We start from the raw sequence: 17,350 nt of genomic DNA, 5'->3' as shown, positions 1-17,350 counted from the left end.
CGGGCTGGGGGGATCATGTGGGAAGTGGTGCGGCGGTACGAGGTGGGCGACGACGAGCTGCACGAGGTGCTGACCGGGGCCGAGGACGTCGAGGGGCTGTTCGCGGAAGCCCTCCCGCTCGAACGCCGTGAGCTCGTCCTGCGCGGTGAGCTGGACGTGGCGGCGCTGTCCGGTGGCTTCACGATCGAGGTGCTCGACGGACGGCAGTGGCTGTGGTTCTGGGACGTGCTCGACCCCGTCGTGCGGGAGGAGGCCGACCACGTCGTCGTCACCGCTTCCGTCGCGCTGCAGGAGGAAGACCGTCCGCAGGCGCTGCACCGGCCGGCACAGCCGCGGTACCGGGTCTTCCAGGGGCACCGGCTCGTGGGCCGGTGCGAGGTCGAGGGGCTGCCGGACAGGTGGGAGGGCTGGTCGTGGCCGCCGGTCACGGTGCTCGGCTGCGACACGCCGGATCTCCCGTGCGACCGCTATGACCTGTGGACCGGTGTGCGCGCGTTGGACGTCACCGGGCGCGTGATGGGCGAAGTCCGGCTCGACCTCGACATCACGGAGGTGCGTCCCCGCGCGGACGGACGGTTCGACGTGGTGCTCGACCAGTCGGGCTCGCACCCCGTGCCGAGGTGGCGGGAACGGCCGTCGCCCGCCGCGGCAGCGGTGTGGGACCTCTGGCGGCGGGGCCAGCCACGGCACCGCGGGCTGTGGGCGGAGCTGGGCACCGAGGAACGCCGGTCGTGGCTCGACCTCACGTTCGTCGACTGGGAGAGCACGGCGGAGCTGGGCGCGGGGACGTTCCACCTCGACGGCGGGCACGTCACCGACGAACCCGGGCTGTACCTGGCGCTGAGCGAGGCGTTGCGGGGCCCGGCCAGTACTTCGGCCGGCACTTCGACTCCTTCCTGGCCTGTCTGGCAGACGCCCGCGCGGCCGGGTCGACGCTCGGGTGGCGCAACGCCCGCACTGCCCTGGAGTCGGTCGGTGAGCTGTTCTTCGAGGTCGTGGAGCTGTCGCGCGCCAACGGGGTGGTGGTCGAGCTGGACTGCGCCTCCACCGAGCTGGACCGCAGGTCCGCCTTGGACGAGCTGGCCGGCCGCCTGGCCGAGGCGGGCGAGCACGTGCTCACCGACAACCGCCGCTGGAAGCTCGACCTGGTGGCGGCCGACGCCGCCGTGTCGACGCGGGGTGAGCGGATCGCGGTGGTGACGCACTCGCCGGCCGAGGTCGCGAAGACCCTGCTGCGCAACGGGTTGGAGCTGCAGCCGCAGCGGACGGTCCTGCGGAGCGGGACCGGGCTGGTCGTGGCCGGGGACGACCACCGCGAGCACGGCTGGGAACGGGTCGCGGACCTCGTCGTCGCCAGGAACGACGCGGGGCGCGACGAGGCGGACCGGCGCAGCCGCCTCACCGATTCGGCGCAGAGCCGGCACGAAGCGATCACCGCAAGGGGGAACGTGAACCACATCGGCACGCTCGTCGAACGCTGGCACCGCGGCTGGACCGCCGCCGACGGGCTCACGTCCGAGGTTCGCGACGGGCACCTCGTCGTGCACGTCGACCGGCCGCACCGGAAGTACGAGTGGCTCGCCACCGACGAGGCCGAGGTCGCGGAGCTGGCCGCGCTCGTGGCCGCGACGCGGGAACCGAACTGGCTCAGCGTGCCCACCTCCGACCCGGCGCAGGTGGTCGGCGAGCTGGAACGGGCCGGGCTGGTCGTCGCGCGGCCGGACGAGACGTTCATGCGGCGTGCGCTCGCCGGTCACCCGCTGCCCGCGCCGCCGGCCGGGTACGCGGTGGAGGTGACGCGCGAGCCCGTGCTGCGGGTGCGGGTGCTCGCCGGCGGTGAGCTCGCGGCGAGCGGGTTGATGGCCGTGGTCGGCACGGACGCGGTGGCGCACCGGATCGAGACCGCGGCCGGGCACCGGCGGCGCGGGCTGGGCAGCGTCGTCATGGGCACGCTGGTGCACGAGGCGCTCGCGGACGGCGCGGACACCGGGTTGCTGTTCTCCTCGGCCGACGGCGTGCACCTCTACCGCCGGCTCGGCTGGGAGCGGATCTCCGACCTGGTGGTGGCGCAGAACCAGGTCGCCGCGCGGCTGAGCCCCTGACACGGCGACAGCCCCCGGCCGGAGGTGGCCGGGGGCTGTCGCGAGGTCGGGTCAGGAACGCGGTGCGTTGCCCGCCTGGTCGGTCAGCATGCGCAGACCGGACACCAGGCCGCCGGCGAGGTCGCCCTCCTTGAAGGACGCGACCATGCTCATCACCGCGAGCTTGGCGCCGCGGTCGGCGAGGCGGCGGTGCGACTCCTCGCCGGTCACGACCTCGACGACGCGCTCGCCCGGCGAGACGGCCACGAGGACGTGGTGCGAGGGGCGCTCGGTCGAGGCGTGCAGCTCCTCGGCGCGCTGGCGGGACGAGCTGCCCAGCTCGCCGAGGTACACGCTGAAGTCGAGCCCGGTCGCGCGGCTGGACAGCGTGAGGGCCTCGTCCAGCTGCGCGAGCTGGGTCGGCGAGAACGGCAGCTCGGGGGTGTGCGGCTCGTACATCTTGGCGGCGGAGACGCGACCGCTGTTCGTCACGACCGCACCGAGCGGCAGCGACGACGGGTCAACGGCCGCGATGGCCTTACCAGTTGCCACGAGCGCCTCCCTTGGCAGTCGAACCCGCCGCGGCGGACTCGGCGGAACCGCGGTGGTCCGCGCTCAGCCCGGCCGGGTTCGCGCTCCACCACACCGGGGCGTAGCCCCACTCCTGGCCGGGCCGGTACCGGGGGATCCGGGTGGCCTTTGGCCTCACCGTCAGCAGCGTGATCACGCCGTAGATAGCCAGCGGGATCAGCGCGAAGACGAGAACGGTCTCCACGATGGTCACGGGCGGTACCGTAGCCGAACTCGGTCGCGCACGAGTGGCCGGGCCACCGCGCGGCGAGCCGCGAGGGCTAGCAGAGCCGGGAGCACCGCGCACCGGACGAGCCCGTGAACCACCCGGTTCGCCCTTGAGGAAGACCTGGTTGGAGTAGAGCACTGCTGTTGTTGCGACGACAACCAGCAGTGACGACGTTGTCAGGCCCCAAACGAGTTGCACCTCTCGGCGAGCATTCCGGTCACCCCCACATCCCACGAACGACTCACCGGACGACCGCGTCCCGTCCTCTCGCGCGTCCACATGCGGGACGACCAGCGGTACGACCGCGCCGGCGCGATCACCGTCACCGGCGTGGTGACCGGATTCGGACCGTTCGGGCCCGCTCAAAACCACCCGCGAGTGCTGTTCCTGTGATATAGCACCGGAAAACGTCCCGGTTTTTCCGCCTGAGCACTCCATTTGCACTATGACGCACATCACTTCAGGCCGAATTTCACGTCACGGAGCGTGTGCGTACCGACCAGTAGAGCCAATGAGCACTCTCGTGCGGCGCAGCGGTTACACCCGGTCAGTCCTCACCCGGTCGGCGGCGAACGGGTGCCGGTTTGGGGTCTTGTTCCCGGAACACCCACCTCCTAGCTTTTCACCTATACGGGTCTTGCGCACCCGCCCCGAGCGTCCTGGAGGACACGAAATGTCAACGATGACCCGCCCCCAGGCCCTGTCCGTCACTCTTCCGAGCTACAAGGACGATTCCGTGCGTATCACCGCAAGTGACTCCGTTCGCATCACGGCGAACGACTCCGTTCGGATCACCGCGGCCGATTCCGTGCGCATCACGGCCGGGGACTCGGTGCGCATCACGATGACCGACTCCGTGCGCATCACGGCGAGCGATTCGGTCAGGATCACGGCCACGGACGACTCGGTCCGGATTACTGCCACGGACGACTCGGTCCGGATCACGGCCACGGACGACTCGGTGCGCATCACCGCGACCGACGACTCCGTCCGCATCACGGCGTGCGACGACGACTCGGTCCGCATCACGGCCCGTCGCGACGAGCTCACCCTCGCGGCCTGAACCACCAGGGGGCGGCAGCTCAGGCCGCGGGTTCACCCAGGTACTGCAACCACTGCGGGTCGGCCTCGGCGACACCCGCGAGCAGTCTCCAGTGCGGACCACGGGGCGCGGCCGGCACGACGCGCAACCGCCAGCCCAGTTCGGACAGCAGCTTGTCCGCCTTGCGGTGGTTGCACTTCGCGCAGCACGCGACGCAGTTCGTCCAGGTGTGAGGTCCGCCACGCGAACGCGGCACGACGTGGTCGATCGTCTCCGCCCGTCCGCCGCAGTAAGCACAGCGGTAGCGGTCGCGGTGCATGAGCCCGGCACGGGTCATCGGCACGCGGCCGCGGTAGGGCACGCGAACGTAGGTGCTCAGCCGGATGACCGAGGGCACGAGCACCTCGGACTTCGACGAGTGCAGCACGAGCCCGGAGGCGTCACCGTGCACGACCTCGGCTTTCCCGCACACCACCAGGACCACCGCCCGGCGCAGCGACAGCGCCGTGAGCGGCTCGAACGTGGCGTTGAGCAGCAGGACCTTGCGTCTGCCCCAGGGGAACACCGCCGGCGTCGGACCGGAACCTCCCCCGTCGCGGCCCCCGTCGGGCACTGCCCGCAGCTCGGGCTGATTTCGGCATGGGGGGACCGTCGGCGCCGTCTCGCCTGGTGGCGAGGCGCCGATAGGGGTCGGTTGTCGGTCTGGCACGCGACCACCTCCACCGGTTCAGCCCTAGGAGACCACACTTACCAGGAAAAAATCACGTGTGATAAGTGACGCGTCACGGATGTGTGATCGAACCCGGGGTGAACCAGCGCCCTATCGGGGATCGTTTTCAACAGCCGCTACCCTTGCCAAGGTGACAGAAGCCCCTTCCACACCACTGCCTGCGACGATCACGTACCCGATCGCCGAGCGGCTGAACCTCGTCGAGCAGCTCCACGGGCGAGAGGTCGCCGACCCCTACCGCTGGCTCGAGGACACCGCGGACCCCCGCACCGAGGCGTGGTCGCAGGCGCAGGACGGGCTGGCCCGCTCCTGGCTGGACGCGATGCCCGGCCGCGACCGCCTGGGCGAGCGCCTGAGGGAGCTGATGCGCACGGGTTCGGTGTCCACGCCGACCTGGCGCGCCGGCCGCGCGTTCTTCACCCGCCGCGGCCCCGAGCAGGACCACCCGGTCGTCGTCGTGCGCGAGACCGACGGCACCGAGCGCGTGCTGTTGGACGTGAGCGTGCTCGACCCGTCCGGCAGGACCACCCTGGACCGCTGGTCCCCGAGCCTCGAAGGCACGCGCCTGGCCTACCAGGTGTCGGTCGGCGGCAACGAGCACTCGCTGCTGCACGTGCTCGACGTGGACACCGGTGAGCTGGTCGAGGGCCCGATCGACCGGTGCCGCTACTCCTCCGTCGGCTGGCTGCCCGGCGGCGAGGAGTTCTACTACGTCCGCCAGCTCGACCCGGCGCTGCTGCCGGAGGACGAGAAGCTCTTCCACCGCCGCGTGTGGCGCCACCGGGTCGGCACCGACCCGGAGACCGACCTCAACGTGCACGGCGACGGCCTGGAGCACACGTTCTACTACTCGCTCACCGTCTCGCAGGACGGCCGCTGGCTGGTCGTGAGCGGTGCGCCCAGCACGTTGAAGCACGACTCGGTGTGGATCGCCGACCTGCACGGCGACGCGGTGCTGAACCCGGTGCTCCTGTCCGACGCCGGCGCGCAGTGCTCGGCGTTCGTCGCCCGTGACGGACGGCTCTACCTGCACACCAACCTCGGCGCGCCCCGGCAGCGGCTGTGCGTGGCCGACCCGGCGAACCCGGCTGAGTGGACCGAGCTCATCAGCGAGGAGCCGGACTCGGTGCTCGACGGCGTGCGCTGGCTGAACGGCGACCTGGTCGTCCTGCGCACCCGGCACGCGGTGTCCGAGCTGCACCTGCACAACGCCGAGACCGGCGCGCACCTGCAGGTCGTCCCCATGCCCGGCACCGGCTCCGTGCACGGTCTGTCCGTCGTGGACGCCCTGACCGGCCACGACGAGGACGCGCTGTGGTTCGGGTGGACGGACTTCGTCACGCCCGCCTCGGTGTTCCGCTACTCCGCCGCCACCGGCCAGACGGTGCTGCACGAGGCCGCTCCCGGTCGCGTCGAGCTGCCCGCGGTGACGACGCAGCAGGTCGCGTACACGTCCAAGGACGGCACGACGGTGCGGATGTTCGTCGTCAGCGGCGAGCAGAAGCCCGACCTGCCCCGCCCGGCGCTGCTGACCGGCTACGGCGGCTTCGCGATCGGCCGCGGCCCCGGCTACAGCGCCACCACCCTCGCGTGGGTCGAGGCCGGCGGCGTGTGGGTGCACGTGTCGTTGCGCGGCGGCGACGAGGAGGGCGAGGAGTGGCACGTCGACGGCATGCGGCAGAACAAGCAGAACGTCTTCGACGACTTCCACGCCGCGGCCGAGCACCTCGTGCGCACCGGGTGGACCACCCCGCAGCAGCTGTCGATCATGGGCGGCAGCAACGGCGGTCTGCTCGTGGGCGCCGCGCTGACCCAGCGGCCCGACCTGTACGCGGCCGTGGTGTGCTCAGCACCACTGCTCGACATGGTGCGCTACGAGAAGTTCCTGCTCGGGCGGCTGTGGGCGGACGAGTACGGCAGCGCGAGCGTGTCCGAGGAACTGGGCTGGCTGCTCTCCTACTCGCCTTATCACCAAGTGGTAACGGACGTTGAGTACCCTTCCGTCTTGTTCACGGTGTTCGAGTCGGATTCTCGTGTGGACCCCAACCACGCCAGGAAGATGTGCGCGGCACTGCAGCACGCTTCGTCCAGCGATCCGACCAAGCACCCGGTGCTGATCCGCCGCGAGACCGAGGTCGGTCACGCGGGCCGGTCGGTCAGCCGGACGGTGGCTCTCGCCGTGGACCAGCTGACGTTTCTCGCGAATGCCACGGGCATGGAGTTGTAGGAGGGCACGACCACGTGTTGGCGACGAATCCGGTGGATGACGCCGCGAACAAGACCGCGGAGGCGGTTGAGTTCTTCGACAGGTACGGGCCGGACATCATCGCGGGCGCGGTCAAGATCCTCGTGATCCTGATCGCCGCGTTCGTGATCAGGGCCCTGCTGCGCAAGGTCATCGACCGGATCACCACGCCGGGCAAGGAGGGCAAGAAGCCCGGCCTGCTCAAGCCGCTGCGCGAACGTGCTCCGCAGGCGCTCGGGAACCTGATCTCCGAGCGCCGCGAGCAGCGGGCGAAGACGATCGGCTCCGTGCTGAAGTCCGTCGTCACGATCCTGGTCTTCGGAATCGCGTTCCTCGAGATCATGATCGTGCTGACGCTCGACATCACGCCCGTGCTGACCTCGGCGGGCATCCTGGGCGTCGCGATCGGCTTCGGCGCCCAGAACCTCGTCAAGGACTTCCTGTCCGGCATGTTCATGCTGATGGAGGACCAGTACGGCGTCGGCGACGTCGTCGACCTCGGCCCGTCCATCACCGGCACCGTCGAGGCGGTCGCCCTGCGCACCACCACGATCCGCGACACAGGTGGCACCGTCTGGTACGTCCGCAACGGCGAGATCCTGCGCGTCGGCAACTCGTCGCAGGGCTTCGCGGTCGCGGTCGTCGACCTGCCGCTGAGCTACGGCGCCAACCTCGCCGAGGCGACCAAGGTGCTGGAGCGCCGAGCCGCCGACGCGGCCGACAAGGAGCCGTTGAAGAACGACATCACGGCCAAACCGGACGTGCTCGGCGTCGAGAAGTTCACGCCGGAGGGCATCACCCTGCGGGTCACCGTGAAGACGCGCCCCGGCCGCCAGTGGGCGGTCCAGCGCAACCTGCGCGCGCAGCTCATGCCCGCGCTGGAGGAAGCCGGCTTCACCGCGAAGTAGGCGGGCCCGGGTTCAAACCTGGATGCCGGGTGAGGTAGAACACGCATTCGAGACGGTGATCACCCGGTGTCGTACCAGTTCACAGGCCTATGACCGAGACAACAGGCGGGGCGCCCTGCACGCGCGCACGCGCGTGAGTCAGGATGGGTGTGTGGGCAACCCGGTCAGCTTCTTCGAACAGGTCGGCGGCGAGGAGACGTTCCGCCGCATCGTCGCGCGCTTCTACCACGAGGTGAAGTCCGACGACGTCCTGCTCCCCCTCTACCCGGAGGAGGACCTCGGACCTGCGGAGGAGCGCCTGCGGCTGTTCCTGATGCAGTACTGGGGCGGCCCGCACACGTACTCGGAGAACCGGGGACACCCCCGGCTGCGAATGCGGCACGTGCCGTTCACGATCGGACCGGTCGAGCGGGACGCGTGGCTGCGCTGCATGAGGGTCGCCGTCGACGAGGCCGGACTCGACGAGGCCCACCGCAAGCAGCTCTGGGACTACCTGGAGATGGCCGCGAACAGCCTGATGAACAGCTGGTCTTGATCGCCCATCACCCGATCGGGTCCTTACGCAGCGACACGAATGGCAGGATGACCCCCCGTGCGACGATCCTCCGACCTCAGCCCCGAGATCGCCGAAGAGTCCGGTTGGTGGCGTGACGCCGTCTTCTACCAGGTCTACGTGCGTTCCTTCGCCGACTCCAACGGCGACGGCGTCGGCGACCTCGACGGCATCCGGTCCCGCCTGGGCTACCTCGAACTGCTCGGTGTCGACGCCCTGTGGCTCACCCCGTTCTACCGCTCCCCCATGGCCGACCACGGCTACGACGTGGCCGACCCGCGCGACGTGGACCCGTTGTTCGGCGACCTGGCCGCGTTCGACCGGCTGGTGGCGGACGCGCACGAGCACAACATCCGGGTGACCGTCGACCTGGTGCCGAACCACACGAGCGACCTGCACGAGTGGTTCCAGGAGGCCCTGCAGGCCGGTCCCGGCAGCATGGAGCGCACCCGCTACATCTTCCGCGAGGGCCGCGGCTTCGACGGCTCGCAGCCGCCGAACAACTGGACGTCGGTCTTCGGTGGTCCCGCGTGGACCCGCGTGCCGGACGGCCAGTGGTACCTGCACCTGTTCGCGCCCGAGCAGCCCGACCTGAACTGGGAGCACCCGGAGGTCCGCGCCGACCTGGAGCAGACGCTGCGGTTCTGGCTCGACCGCGGTGTCGACGGCTTCCGCATCGACGTGGCGCACGGCATGGCCAAGCCGGAGGGCCTGCCGGACATGGACATCCGCCCGCAGGCGCCGGGCGTGCTGAGCGACGACGCGCACGACCCGCGGTTCGACAACGAGGGCGTGCACGAGATCCACCGCATGATCCGCAAGGTCATGGACGGCTACCCCGGCACCATGGCCGTCGGCGAGATCTGGGTGAAGGACGACGAGCGCTTCGCCGCCTACGTCCGCCCCGACGAGCTGCACCTGGGCTTCAACTTCCGCCTGGTCGAGGCCGGCTTCGACGCCGACGCCGTCCGTTCGGCGATCGAGCACACGCTGGCCGCGGTGGCCCTGAGCGGCACGCCCGCGGCGTGGACGCTGTCCAACCACGACGTGGTGCGGCACGTGACCCGCTACGGCGGCGGTGCGCTGGGCGAGCAGCGCGCGCGGGCGATGACGCTGGTCGAGCTGGCCCTGCCCGGCGTGATCTACCTGTACAACGGCGAAGAGCTGGGCCTGCCCAACGTCGAGCTGCCGGACTGGGCCCTGCAGGACCCGACCTGGGAGCGCTCCGGCCACACCGAACGCGGCCGCGACGGCTGCCGGGTGCCGATCCCGTGGGAGGGCACCGCCCCGCCGTTCGGCTTCTCGACCGCGGTCAACACCTGGCTGCCGCAGCCGAACGAGTGGGACCACCTCACCGCGGAGGCGCAGCTGGAGGACCCCGGCTCGATGCTCTCGCTGTACCGGGAGGCCCTGGAGCACCGCAAGACGTCGCCGGCGTTCGGTGGCAACGAGCTCGAGTGGTACGGCGCCCCGGCGGGCTGCTTCGCGTTCCGGCGCAAGGGCGGCGGGCTGATCTGCGCGCTGAACACCTCGGGCGCGTCCGTGCCGCTGCCCCCTGGCCGGGTGCTGCTGTCGTCCGGTCCGATGGACGGCGACCAGCTGCCGCCGGACACCGCCGTGTGGCTGGTCTGACACCGCAATTCGTTCGACCGCGGCGGCGGGGCCGGTGAGGATGGCGGGCGTGCGTTCCCGTGGAGTCCTCGCCGTCCTCGCCGCCGCCGTCCTGTTCGGCACGACCGGGACCGCGCAGGAGCTCGGTCCCGGTGGCCTCGACCCGCTCGCGGTGGGCGCTGCCCGCGTCGTGCTCGCCGGGGCGGTCCTGTTCGCCGTCGCCCAGGTGTCGGGCGCTTACCGCGGCACCCGCTTCTCGTGGCCCGTCGTGGTCGCGGGAGCGGTCGGGGTCGTCGCCTTCCAGATCGGGTTCTTCACCGGTGTGCGGCTGAGCGGGGTCGCGGTCGGCACGGTCGTGGCGCTGGGCTCCGGGCCCGTGTGGGCGGGCGTCGTCGAGTGGCTGAGCACGCGCAGGACGCCGTCGGCGCGCTGGCTGGCCGCCACGGCGCTGGCGGTCGCGGGCGTGGCGGTGCTGACCGGCGGCGGCACTGGTGTGTCGTGGCTCGGGGTGGCGGCGTCGTTGCTGGCCGGGCTCGGGTACGGCGTCTACACGGTGGCCGGGTCGCGGTTGATCGCGCACGGCCAGCGTTCCCACGGCGCGATGGGGCTCATGTTCGGCGTGGGTGCGCTGGTGTTGGTGCCGATGCTGATCTGGCGGTGGCCGGGCGGCCTCGACTCCACCGGCGGCATCACGATCGCCGTGTACCTGGCGCTGGTGCCCACGGTGGTGGCGTACCTGCTGTTCGGTGCCGGGCTCAAGGTGCTGCCCGCCGCGACCGTGGCCACGCTGACGCTCGCCGAGCCGGTCGTGGCGACCGCGCTGGGAGTGCTGGTGCTGGGTGAGGAGATCACCGCGGCCACGGTCGCCGGCGGGCTGCTGGTGCTCGGCGGGCTGTCGTTGCTGGCGTTGCCCGCCCGGCCGGAGGTCGCCCTCGACCGCCGGTAGCGGGTCAGACGATCAGCGGCAGCATCGAGTGCCGGCGCCGCACCACGGCCCCGTAGCGCGCGTCGATCCGCAGCCACGAGTCCGTCGCGGTCACCCGCACCTCGCCGTCCTCGCCGAGGAAACCCATGCCGGACAACGCGAACAGGCACCGCAGCGGGATCTTCACGTCCAGCCCGGACCCGGTCACCGTCAGCACGACCTGGTCCAGCAGCGAGGCCGGTGGCGTGCCCTGCGGGCCGGTGTTCTCCCGCGCCACCTCGACGCCCTCGTCCGCGAGCTTCGCGACGACCTCGACCGGTAACCGGTCCACCAGCAGCCAGCCCTCCGCGGGCGGCAGGGCCGAGCGCCACATCAGGTCCTTGGCCGGTCCCGGGTCGATGCGCTCGTCGCGCATCACCGCGAGTCCGGTCAGCAGCTCCGACCCGGCCACCGTGACGTCCGCCGGGTTCGCCTGCCCCGCAACGGTCCGCGTGGCCAGCGTGTCGAACGGCGTCGCCACCCACGCGTCCAGCAGCTCCTCGTCGCGGTTGCGCAGACGCACCACCGTCTGCCCGTCCAGCCGCACCGCGCGCGCGGCGAACGCGCCGAGGTCGTCTCTCTCGGCCGCGTCGGCCAACACCAGCTCAGGCACCGTTACCTCCGGCACGCCAACCCGCGAGGAAGTCGCGTTCGGCCTCGGTCAGACGACGCGGGCGCGCAGTCGTCAAGTTGTAGGGAGCCATCAGCGTCTCCGCCTTGGCGACCACCGGGCTACCCGTTTCCCGGCCGCTCCGCACCACGTAGTCGAGGGTGAAGGACGCCGACCGCAGCTCGCGCACCGACATCTCCACGACGATCTCCTCGCCGGTGAACACGATCGGCGCGAGGTAGTCGACCACCAGCCGCGCCACGACCATGCCCTCGGCCATCTCCTTGACCCCGTGGCGGGCGGCCTCGGTGAACAGCAGCTCGATGCGGGCTTCTTCCAGCAGTGTCACCGTCTTCGCGTGGTTGATGTGACCGAACGCATCCATGTCCGACCACCGCGGTCGCACACCAGTGACGAAGACACCCATGCACGGACCCTACCGAGCAAACCCCGCCGCATCACGAGCGAGTCCCCTCGCGGAACGGGTGGAACGGCAAGGGCGCCGCGGAGAGAACTCCTCCGCGGCGCCCCTGTCGTCCGTGCCTGCTAGCGGACCATGCTCCGCACCTGCCGCGCGGCGACGGAGAGCGTGGCCAGGTCGAGCTGGTGGACCCGGTTGATCTCCTCCAGCGCGCCGCGGGAACGGGCCAGGCGCGAGGCGTTGGCCTGCTCCCACTTGGCGATCTTCTCGGCCGCCGTGTCGTCCTCGTCGCTCGCCCTCAGCACGTCGACCGAGATGGCCCGCAGCGACGTGTAGAAGTCGTCGCGCAGCGCGAGCCGGGCCAGCGCGTGCCAGCGGTTGCCGCGTTCCAGGCTCGTCACCGAGTCCAGCATGTGGTCGATGTCGAGGTGGTCGGACAGCGCGAAGTACAGCTCGGCCGTCTCCCGGTGGGTGCGCTCCGGGCCCGCTCCGCCGGTCGGGCCGAACTCGCGTTCGGCCAGCTCGGCGATCTCGGTGACGTCGAGCAGGCCGTACATGTAGAGCAGCGCGGCGACCTTGCGGGCCAGCTCCGCGGGAACGCCCTGTTCGACGTACCGCTCGGCCTTGCCCGCGACGACCGCCAGCTCCTTGCCCTGCAGCAGGTCGAAGGCCGACGGGCTCAGCTGCTCCACCACGCCGCGGAAGCGGCTGATCGTCGAGCCCACCGCGAGCGGCTGCGGGCGGTTCGACAGCAGCCAGCGCGACGCCCGGTCGAGCAGGCGGCGGGTCTCCAGGACCATGCTGTCCTGCACGTCCGTCGAGACCGCGGTGTCCAGCGCCTCGATCTCCCGCCAGATCGACGGCAGGTCGAAGACCTGGGTGACCACGGCGTACGCGCGCACCGCGTCCGTGGCCGAGGCGCTCGTCTCCTCGGCGAGGCGGAACGCGTAGGAGATGCCGCCACCGTCGACGACCTCGTTGACCACGACGGTGGTGATGATCTCCCTGGCCAGCGGGTGGTTCGGGATCGCGGCGCCGAAGCGTTCGCGCAGCAGGCTCGGGAAGTAGTCCGGCAGCTTGCGGGTGAACGTGTCGATCGTCGGGATGTCGCTGGCGAGCAGCTCCTCCTTCAGCGTGAGCTTCGTGAACGCGAGCAGCGTCGCGAGCTCCGGCGAGGTGAGGCCCTCGCCCGCCTTCTCCAGCGCCTTGAACTCCGCCGGGCTCGGCAGCGCCTCCAGCTGGCGGCTCAGCGCGCCGCGGGCCTCCAGGTCGGCCGTGAGCCGCGCGTGCACCGACAGCATCGGGGCGGCGTGCGCCCGGCTGACGCCCAGCACGTTGTTCTGCGAGTAGTTGTCCGCCAGCACGAGCCGGCCGACCTCGTCAGTCATCTCGGCGAGGACCTCGTTGCGCTGCTGCTGCTCCAGCGACCCCTCCCGGACCAGGTGGTCCAGCAGGATCTTGATGTTGACCTCGTGGTCGGAGCAGTCGACGCCGGCGGAGTTGTCGAGCGCGTCGGTGTTGACCTTGCCGCCGGTGCGCGCGAACTCGATGCGGCCGCGCTGGGTCAGCCCCAGGTTGCCGCCCTCGCCGATGACCTTGACCCGCAGGTCGGCGCCGTTGACGCGGATCGAGTCGTTCGCCTTGTCGCCGACGTCGGCGTGCGACTCGATGGACGCCTTCACGTACGTGCCGATGCCGCCGTTCCACAGCAGGTCGACCGGCGCGAGCAGGATGGCCTTCTTCAGCTCCGGCGGGGACAGCTTCTGCACGCCCTCCGGCAGCCCCAGCGCGACGCGGGCCTGCTCGGAGATCGGGATCGACTTCGCCGTCAGCGGGAAGACGCCGCCGCCCTCGCTGATCAGCGAGCGGTCGTAGTCGTCCCACGACGAGCGCGGCACGGAGAACAGCCGCACCCGCTCGGCGAACGACGTGGCCGCCACCGGGTTCGGGTCGATGAAGATGTGCCGGTGGTCGAACGCGGCAACGAGCCGGATGTGCTCGGACAGCATCATGCCGTTGCCGAACACGTCACCGCTCATGTCGCCGATGCCGACGACCGTGAACTCCTCGGTCTGGGTGTCGAGGCCCAGCTCGCGGAACGAGCGCTTCACGCTCTCCCACGCACCCTTGGCCGTGATGCCCATGGCCTTGTGGTCGTAGCCGATGGAGCCACCGGAGGCGAACGCGTCACCGAGCCAGAAGCCGTAGCTCTGCGACACGCCGTTGGCGATGTCGGAGAACGTCGCGGTGCCCTTGTCCGCGGCGACGACCAGGTAGGTGTCGTCGGCGTCGTAGCGCACGACCTGCGGCGCGGGCACGACCTCGTTGTTGATCAGGTTGTCGGTGAGGTCGAGCAGGCCCGAGATGAACATCTTGTAGCAGGCGATGCCCTCGGACATGAAGTTCTCGCGGTCGATGCCGGGGTCGCCCGTCGGGGCGATCGGCTTCTTGACCACGAACCCGCCCTTCGCGCCGACCGGCACGATCACCGCGTTCTTCACGGCCTGCGCCTTGACCAGGCCGAGTACCTCCGTGCGGAAGTCCTCGCGGCGGTCGGACCAGCGCAGACCACCGCGGGCGACGCTGCCGAAGCGCAGGTGCACGCCCTCGACGCGCGGCGAGTACACGAAGATCTCGAACTTCGGCCGCGGTGCCGGCAGGTCCGGGATGGCCTGCGGGTCGAGCTTGACCGACAGGTACGGCCGGGCGTTGCCGTCGGCGTCGCGGAAGAAGTAGTTCGTCCGCAGCGTGGCGTTGATCAGCGTGAGCAGGCTGCGCAGGATCCGGTCCGCGTCGAGGCTCGTCACGTCGTCGATCAGCTTGCCGGTCTCGACGACCATGGTCTCGGTGCGGTCGGTGCGCGTGGCGTCGTCGAGCCGCGGGTCGAACCGCGCCTCGAACAACGCGACCAGCGCGATCGCCACGCTCGTGTGGCTGAGCACCGCGTCCTCGATGTAGTCCTGCGAGTACGGCGTGCCCGCCTGCCGCAGGTACTTCGCGTACGCGCGCAGCATCGCGGCCTGCTGCCAGGTCAGCCCGGCCTGCAGCACCAGCGAGTTGAACCGGTCGACCTCGGCCTCGCCGCGCCAGACGGCGGCGAACGCGTCCTGGAACCGCACCCGCACGTTGTCGAGGCCGGCCTCGGACAGCTGCGACAGCGCGGCCTTGTCGATGCGCAGGCCGAAGTCGTAGATCCAGCACTGCACGCCGTCCTCGCGCGCGATCTCGTACGGCCGCTCGTCGACCACGATCACGCCCATGCGCTGCAGCATCGGCAGCACGTCCGAGAGCGTGATGCCGTCGCCGGTCACGAACAGCTTGAAGCGCCGCTCCCCCGGCTCGGCGTTCTCGGGCACGTAGAACACCATGTCGAGGTCGCCCTGCACGAGCGCCTCGATGCGCCGGTAGTCCTCCAGGCCCGTGGAGGCGGGGAAGTCCTCCTTGTAGGCCTCCGGGAAGACCGCGGCGAACCGCTGGCCCTGCTCCGTGGCCGACTCGGCGCCCAGGTCGTCGCCGACGACGGCCTCGACCATGCGGTCGTCCCAGCTGCGGATGGCCTCGGCCAGCTTCAGCTGGATCGCGTGCGTGTCCGGCTCCAGCGTCCGGTGCGGGTCCGTGTGCACCATGAAGTGCACCCGCGCCAGCGCCGACTCGCCGATGCGCGCGCTGTACTCCAGGTTCAGCCCGCCCAGCTCCGCGAGCAGCACCTCCTGCATCGCCAGCCGGCTCGTCGTCGTGTAGCGGTCGCGCGGCAGGTAGACCAGGCAGGAGAAGAACCGGCCGTACGGGTCGCGCCGCAGGAACAGCCGCAGCCGGCGGCGTTCCGCGAGGGCGATGACCCCCGTCGTGGTCTGGTAGAGCCACTCCTCGTCCACCGAGAACAGCTCGGTGCGCGGGTAGTTCTGGATCACCTCCAGCATCCGCTGGCCCGAGTAGGACTGCAGCGGGAAGCCCGCGCGGTGGATCACGTCGCGCACCCGGCGCTCGATCACCGGGATGTCCAGCACGTCCTCGTGCAACGCCGTGGTGCTGAAGATGCCGAGGAACCGGTGCTCCCCGGTCACGTTGCCGGCACCGTCGAACGTCTTCACGCCCACGTAGTACGGGTAGACGCTGCGGTGCACGCTGCTCTGCGCACTCGCCTGCGTCAGCACCAGCGGGTTCGGGCTCAGCGCCTGCGCGCCGTTGTCCGGCCCCTCGGTGAGGCTCCGCGCGGCGAGGCTGTCCTGCCGCAACACCCCGAGCCCGCTCGCGAGCACGGCCCGCAACGCCGGGTCGTCGTCCTCCTGCACGAGCTCGTACTGCCGGTAGCCCATGAACGTGAAGTGCCCGTCCGCGAGCCACCGCAGGAGCTTCGCGGCATCCGCGGACGCCTCGTCGGAGGCGCCCTTGTCCAGCTCGTCGGCCAGCTGCAACGCCGTCGACGCCATCCGGTCGGTGTCCTCGACGACCTCGCGGACGTCGGTCAGCACCGACAGCAGCCGGGACTCCAGCTCCCGCGCCCGGTCGGCATCGGTGATGAGGTCGACCTCGATGTTCATCCACGACTCGGCGAGCGCGTCGGCCGGCGGATCGGCCGGGTCCGCGGTCGGCAGCACCTCCAGGCGCTCACCGGTCACCGGGTCGCGGCGCACCACGACGATCGGGTGCACCACCCGCTGCACCTGCAGACCGCCGCGGGTGAGCTCGGATGCGACCGAGTCGACCAGGTACGGCATGTCGTCGGTCACGACCTGCACCACGGTGACGGGGCACTGCCAGCCGTCCTGCGAGCGGGTCGGGTTCAAGATCCTGACCGCTGCCCTCCCGGGCACGCGGCTCTCGGCCAGCCGGTAGTTCGACCGCACCGCACCGACCAGGTCCACCGGGTCGTCGTCGTTGACTTCCTCGGCGGGCACGTGGCGGTAGAACAGGCGGATCAGATCAGCGAGTTCGGGGGCATTGGCGGCGGCCCGTTCGATCAGCTCGTCACGGACCTGCTCAGGACTGGCCGGTCGACTGCCGCCGTCCGCGGTGGTCACCGCGGAGACGTCGTCGGTTCGGGTCGGGGCTCCAGTCGAGGTCATCTTCAGGCGACTCCACGCTATCCGGCACCTCTGTGTGCCGGGTCCGCCCCCACCCTAGATGGGGTGGCGGCCGTCACCGGCAACGGGAGGGGCACTGTCGAACCACTGAATCGAGGGCTGAATCGAGTCACTTCACCAGTGATCCCAAGGCATTCCGCATGGTGGACGCAATCCCACGACGTGCACGAGCGACACTCGCCACACCTCCGTTCCTCTGTCTCATTCCGCACCTCTCACAACCGGGCCGGCGCACCACCGCCGACCTGTTCGGCGCGGCCTTCCACCGACCGCCGGGTCCTCCCGGCAGTCCTGAGTGGATC

The 17,350-nt window shown here is 70.7% G+C and carries 13 protein-coding genes; 7 read left to right on the top strand and 6 right to left on the bottom strand.

The window, feature by feature from the left end; genetic code table 11:
• The first annotated feature begins 15 nt into the window (after positions 1-15).
• The gene (locus tag ACZ7CD_RS31460; protein WP_470380313.1) at positions 16-1,200 is read left to right on the top strand and encodes a hypothetical protein; all 1,185 of its coding nucleotides are present in this window, start codon (positions 16-18) and stop codon (positions 1,198-1,200) included.
• A gap of 953 nt (positions 1,201-2,153) precedes the next feature.
• Here ACZ7CD_RS31460 and ACZ7CD_RS31455 read toward each other — a convergent pair.
• Positions 2,154-2,633 carry a DUF5130 family protein gene (locus tag ACZ7CD_RS31455; RefSeq protein WP_458433965.1) on the bottom strand — a complete coding sequence of 160 codons (480 nt, stop codon included), beginning with the start codon at positions 2,631-2,633 and terminating at the stop codon, positions 2,154-2,156.
• The gene (ctaJ, locus tag ACZ7CD_RS31450; RefSeq protein ID WP_360399583.1) at positions 2,620-2,865 is read right to left on the bottom strand and encodes an aa3-type cytochrome oxidase subunit CtaJ; all 246 of its coding nucleotides are present in this window, start codon (positions 2,863-2,865) and stop codon (positions 2,620-2,622) included. Before ctaJ ends, ACZ7CD_RS31455 begins: the two co-directional genes overlap by 14 nt.
• Before the next feature lie 460 nt (positions 2,866-3,325).
• Between ctaJ and ACZ7CD_RS31445 the strand changes: the two genes are divergently transcribed.
• Positions 3,326-3,943 (top strand): DUF2345 domain-containing protein, encoded by a 618-nt coding sequence (locus ACZ7CD_RS31445; protein ID WP_470380312.1) that lies wholly within the window; start codon positions 3,326-3,328, stop codon positions 3,941-3,943.
• Positions 3,944-3,962: 19 nt separating this feature from the next.
• On the opposite strand, the gene ACZ7CD_RS31440 is transcribed toward ACZ7CD_RS31445, so the two are convergent.
• Positions 3,963-4,631: an HNH endonuclease gene (locus tag ACZ7CD_RS31440; RefSeq protein ID WP_458433966.1), complete on the bottom strand. Its 669-nt coding sequence runs from the start codon at positions 4,629-4,631 to the stop codon at positions 3,963-3,965.
• Positions 4,632-4,782: 151 nt separating this feature from the next.
• Between ACZ7CD_RS31440 and ACZ7CD_RS31435 the strand changes: the two genes are divergently transcribed.
• The 5 genes from ACZ7CD_RS31435 to ACZ7CD_RS31415 all read left to right on the top strand — a co-directional run bounded on the left by ACZ7CD_RS31435 (position 4,783) and on the right by ACZ7CD_RS31415 (position 10,915).
• Entirely contained in the window at positions 4,783-6,879 is a 2,097-nt protein-coding gene (locus ACZ7CD_RS31435) for a prolyl oligopeptidase family serine peptidase (protein ID WP_470380311.1), read from the top strand.
• A gap of 95 nt (positions 6,880-6,974) precedes the next feature.
• A complete protein-coding gene (locus ACZ7CD_RS31430; protein WP_360401931.1) occupies positions 6,975-7,805 on the top strand; it encodes a mechanosensitive ion channel family protein in 831 nt (276 codons plus the stop codon).
• A 151-nt stretch (positions 7,806-7,956) separates the two neighbouring features.
• Positions 7,957-8,340, top strand: a complete 384-nt coding sequence (locus ACZ7CD_RS31425; protein WP_360401919.1) for a globin — start codon at positions 7,957-7,959, stop codon at positions 8,338-8,340.
• Positions 8,341-8,397: 57 nt separating this feature from the next.
• Positions 8,398-9,990: a glycoside hydrolase family 13 protein gene (locus ACZ7CD_RS31420; protein ID WP_360401916.1), complete on the top strand. Its 1,593-nt coding sequence runs from the start codon at positions 8,398-8,400 to the stop codon at positions 9,988-9,990.
• Between the two features lie 49 nt (positions 9,991-10,039).
• The gene (locus ACZ7CD_RS31415; protein ID WP_470380310.1) at positions 10,040-10,915 is read left to right on the top strand and encodes a DMT family transporter; all 876 of its coding nucleotides are present in this window, start codon (positions 10,040-10,042) and stop codon (positions 10,913-10,915) included.
• A 4-nt stretch (positions 10,916-10,919) separates the two neighbouring features.
• On the opposite strand, the gene ACZ7CD_RS31410 is transcribed toward ACZ7CD_RS31415, so the two are convergent.
• From ACZ7CD_RS31410 to ACZ7CD_RS31400, 3 genes are all read right to left on the bottom strand, one after another.
• Complete coding sequence (locus tag ACZ7CD_RS31410) at positions 10,920-11,546, bottom strand: DUF8010 domain-containing protein (RefSeq protein WP_360401910.1); 627 nt, start codon at positions 11,544-11,546, stop codon at positions 10,920-10,922.
• On the bottom strand, positions 11,539-11,970 hold the full coding sequence (locus tag ACZ7CD_RS31405) for an acyl-CoA thioesterase (RefSeq protein WP_360401907.1): 432 nt from the start codon (positions 11,968-11,970) through the stop codon (positions 11,539-11,541). The genes ACZ7CD_RS31410 and ACZ7CD_RS31405 overlap by 8 nt, the downstream gene beginning before the upstream one ends.
• Before the next feature lie 119 nt (positions 11,971-12,089).
• The gene (locus tag ACZ7CD_RS31400; protein ID WP_470372140.1) at positions 12,090-17,030 is read right to left on the bottom strand and encodes an NAD-glutamate dehydrogenase; all 4,941 of its coding nucleotides are present in this window, start codon (positions 17,028-17,030) and stop codon (positions 12,090-12,092) included.
• Between the last annotated feature and the right edge of the window lie 320 nt (positions 17,031-17,350).

The sequence above is a fragment of the Lentzea sp. NPDC036949 genome, from assembly GCF_055608075.1.
Note: the sequence above shows the minus strand (reverse complement) of the source record. Positions and strands in the feature narration are given on the sequence as shown.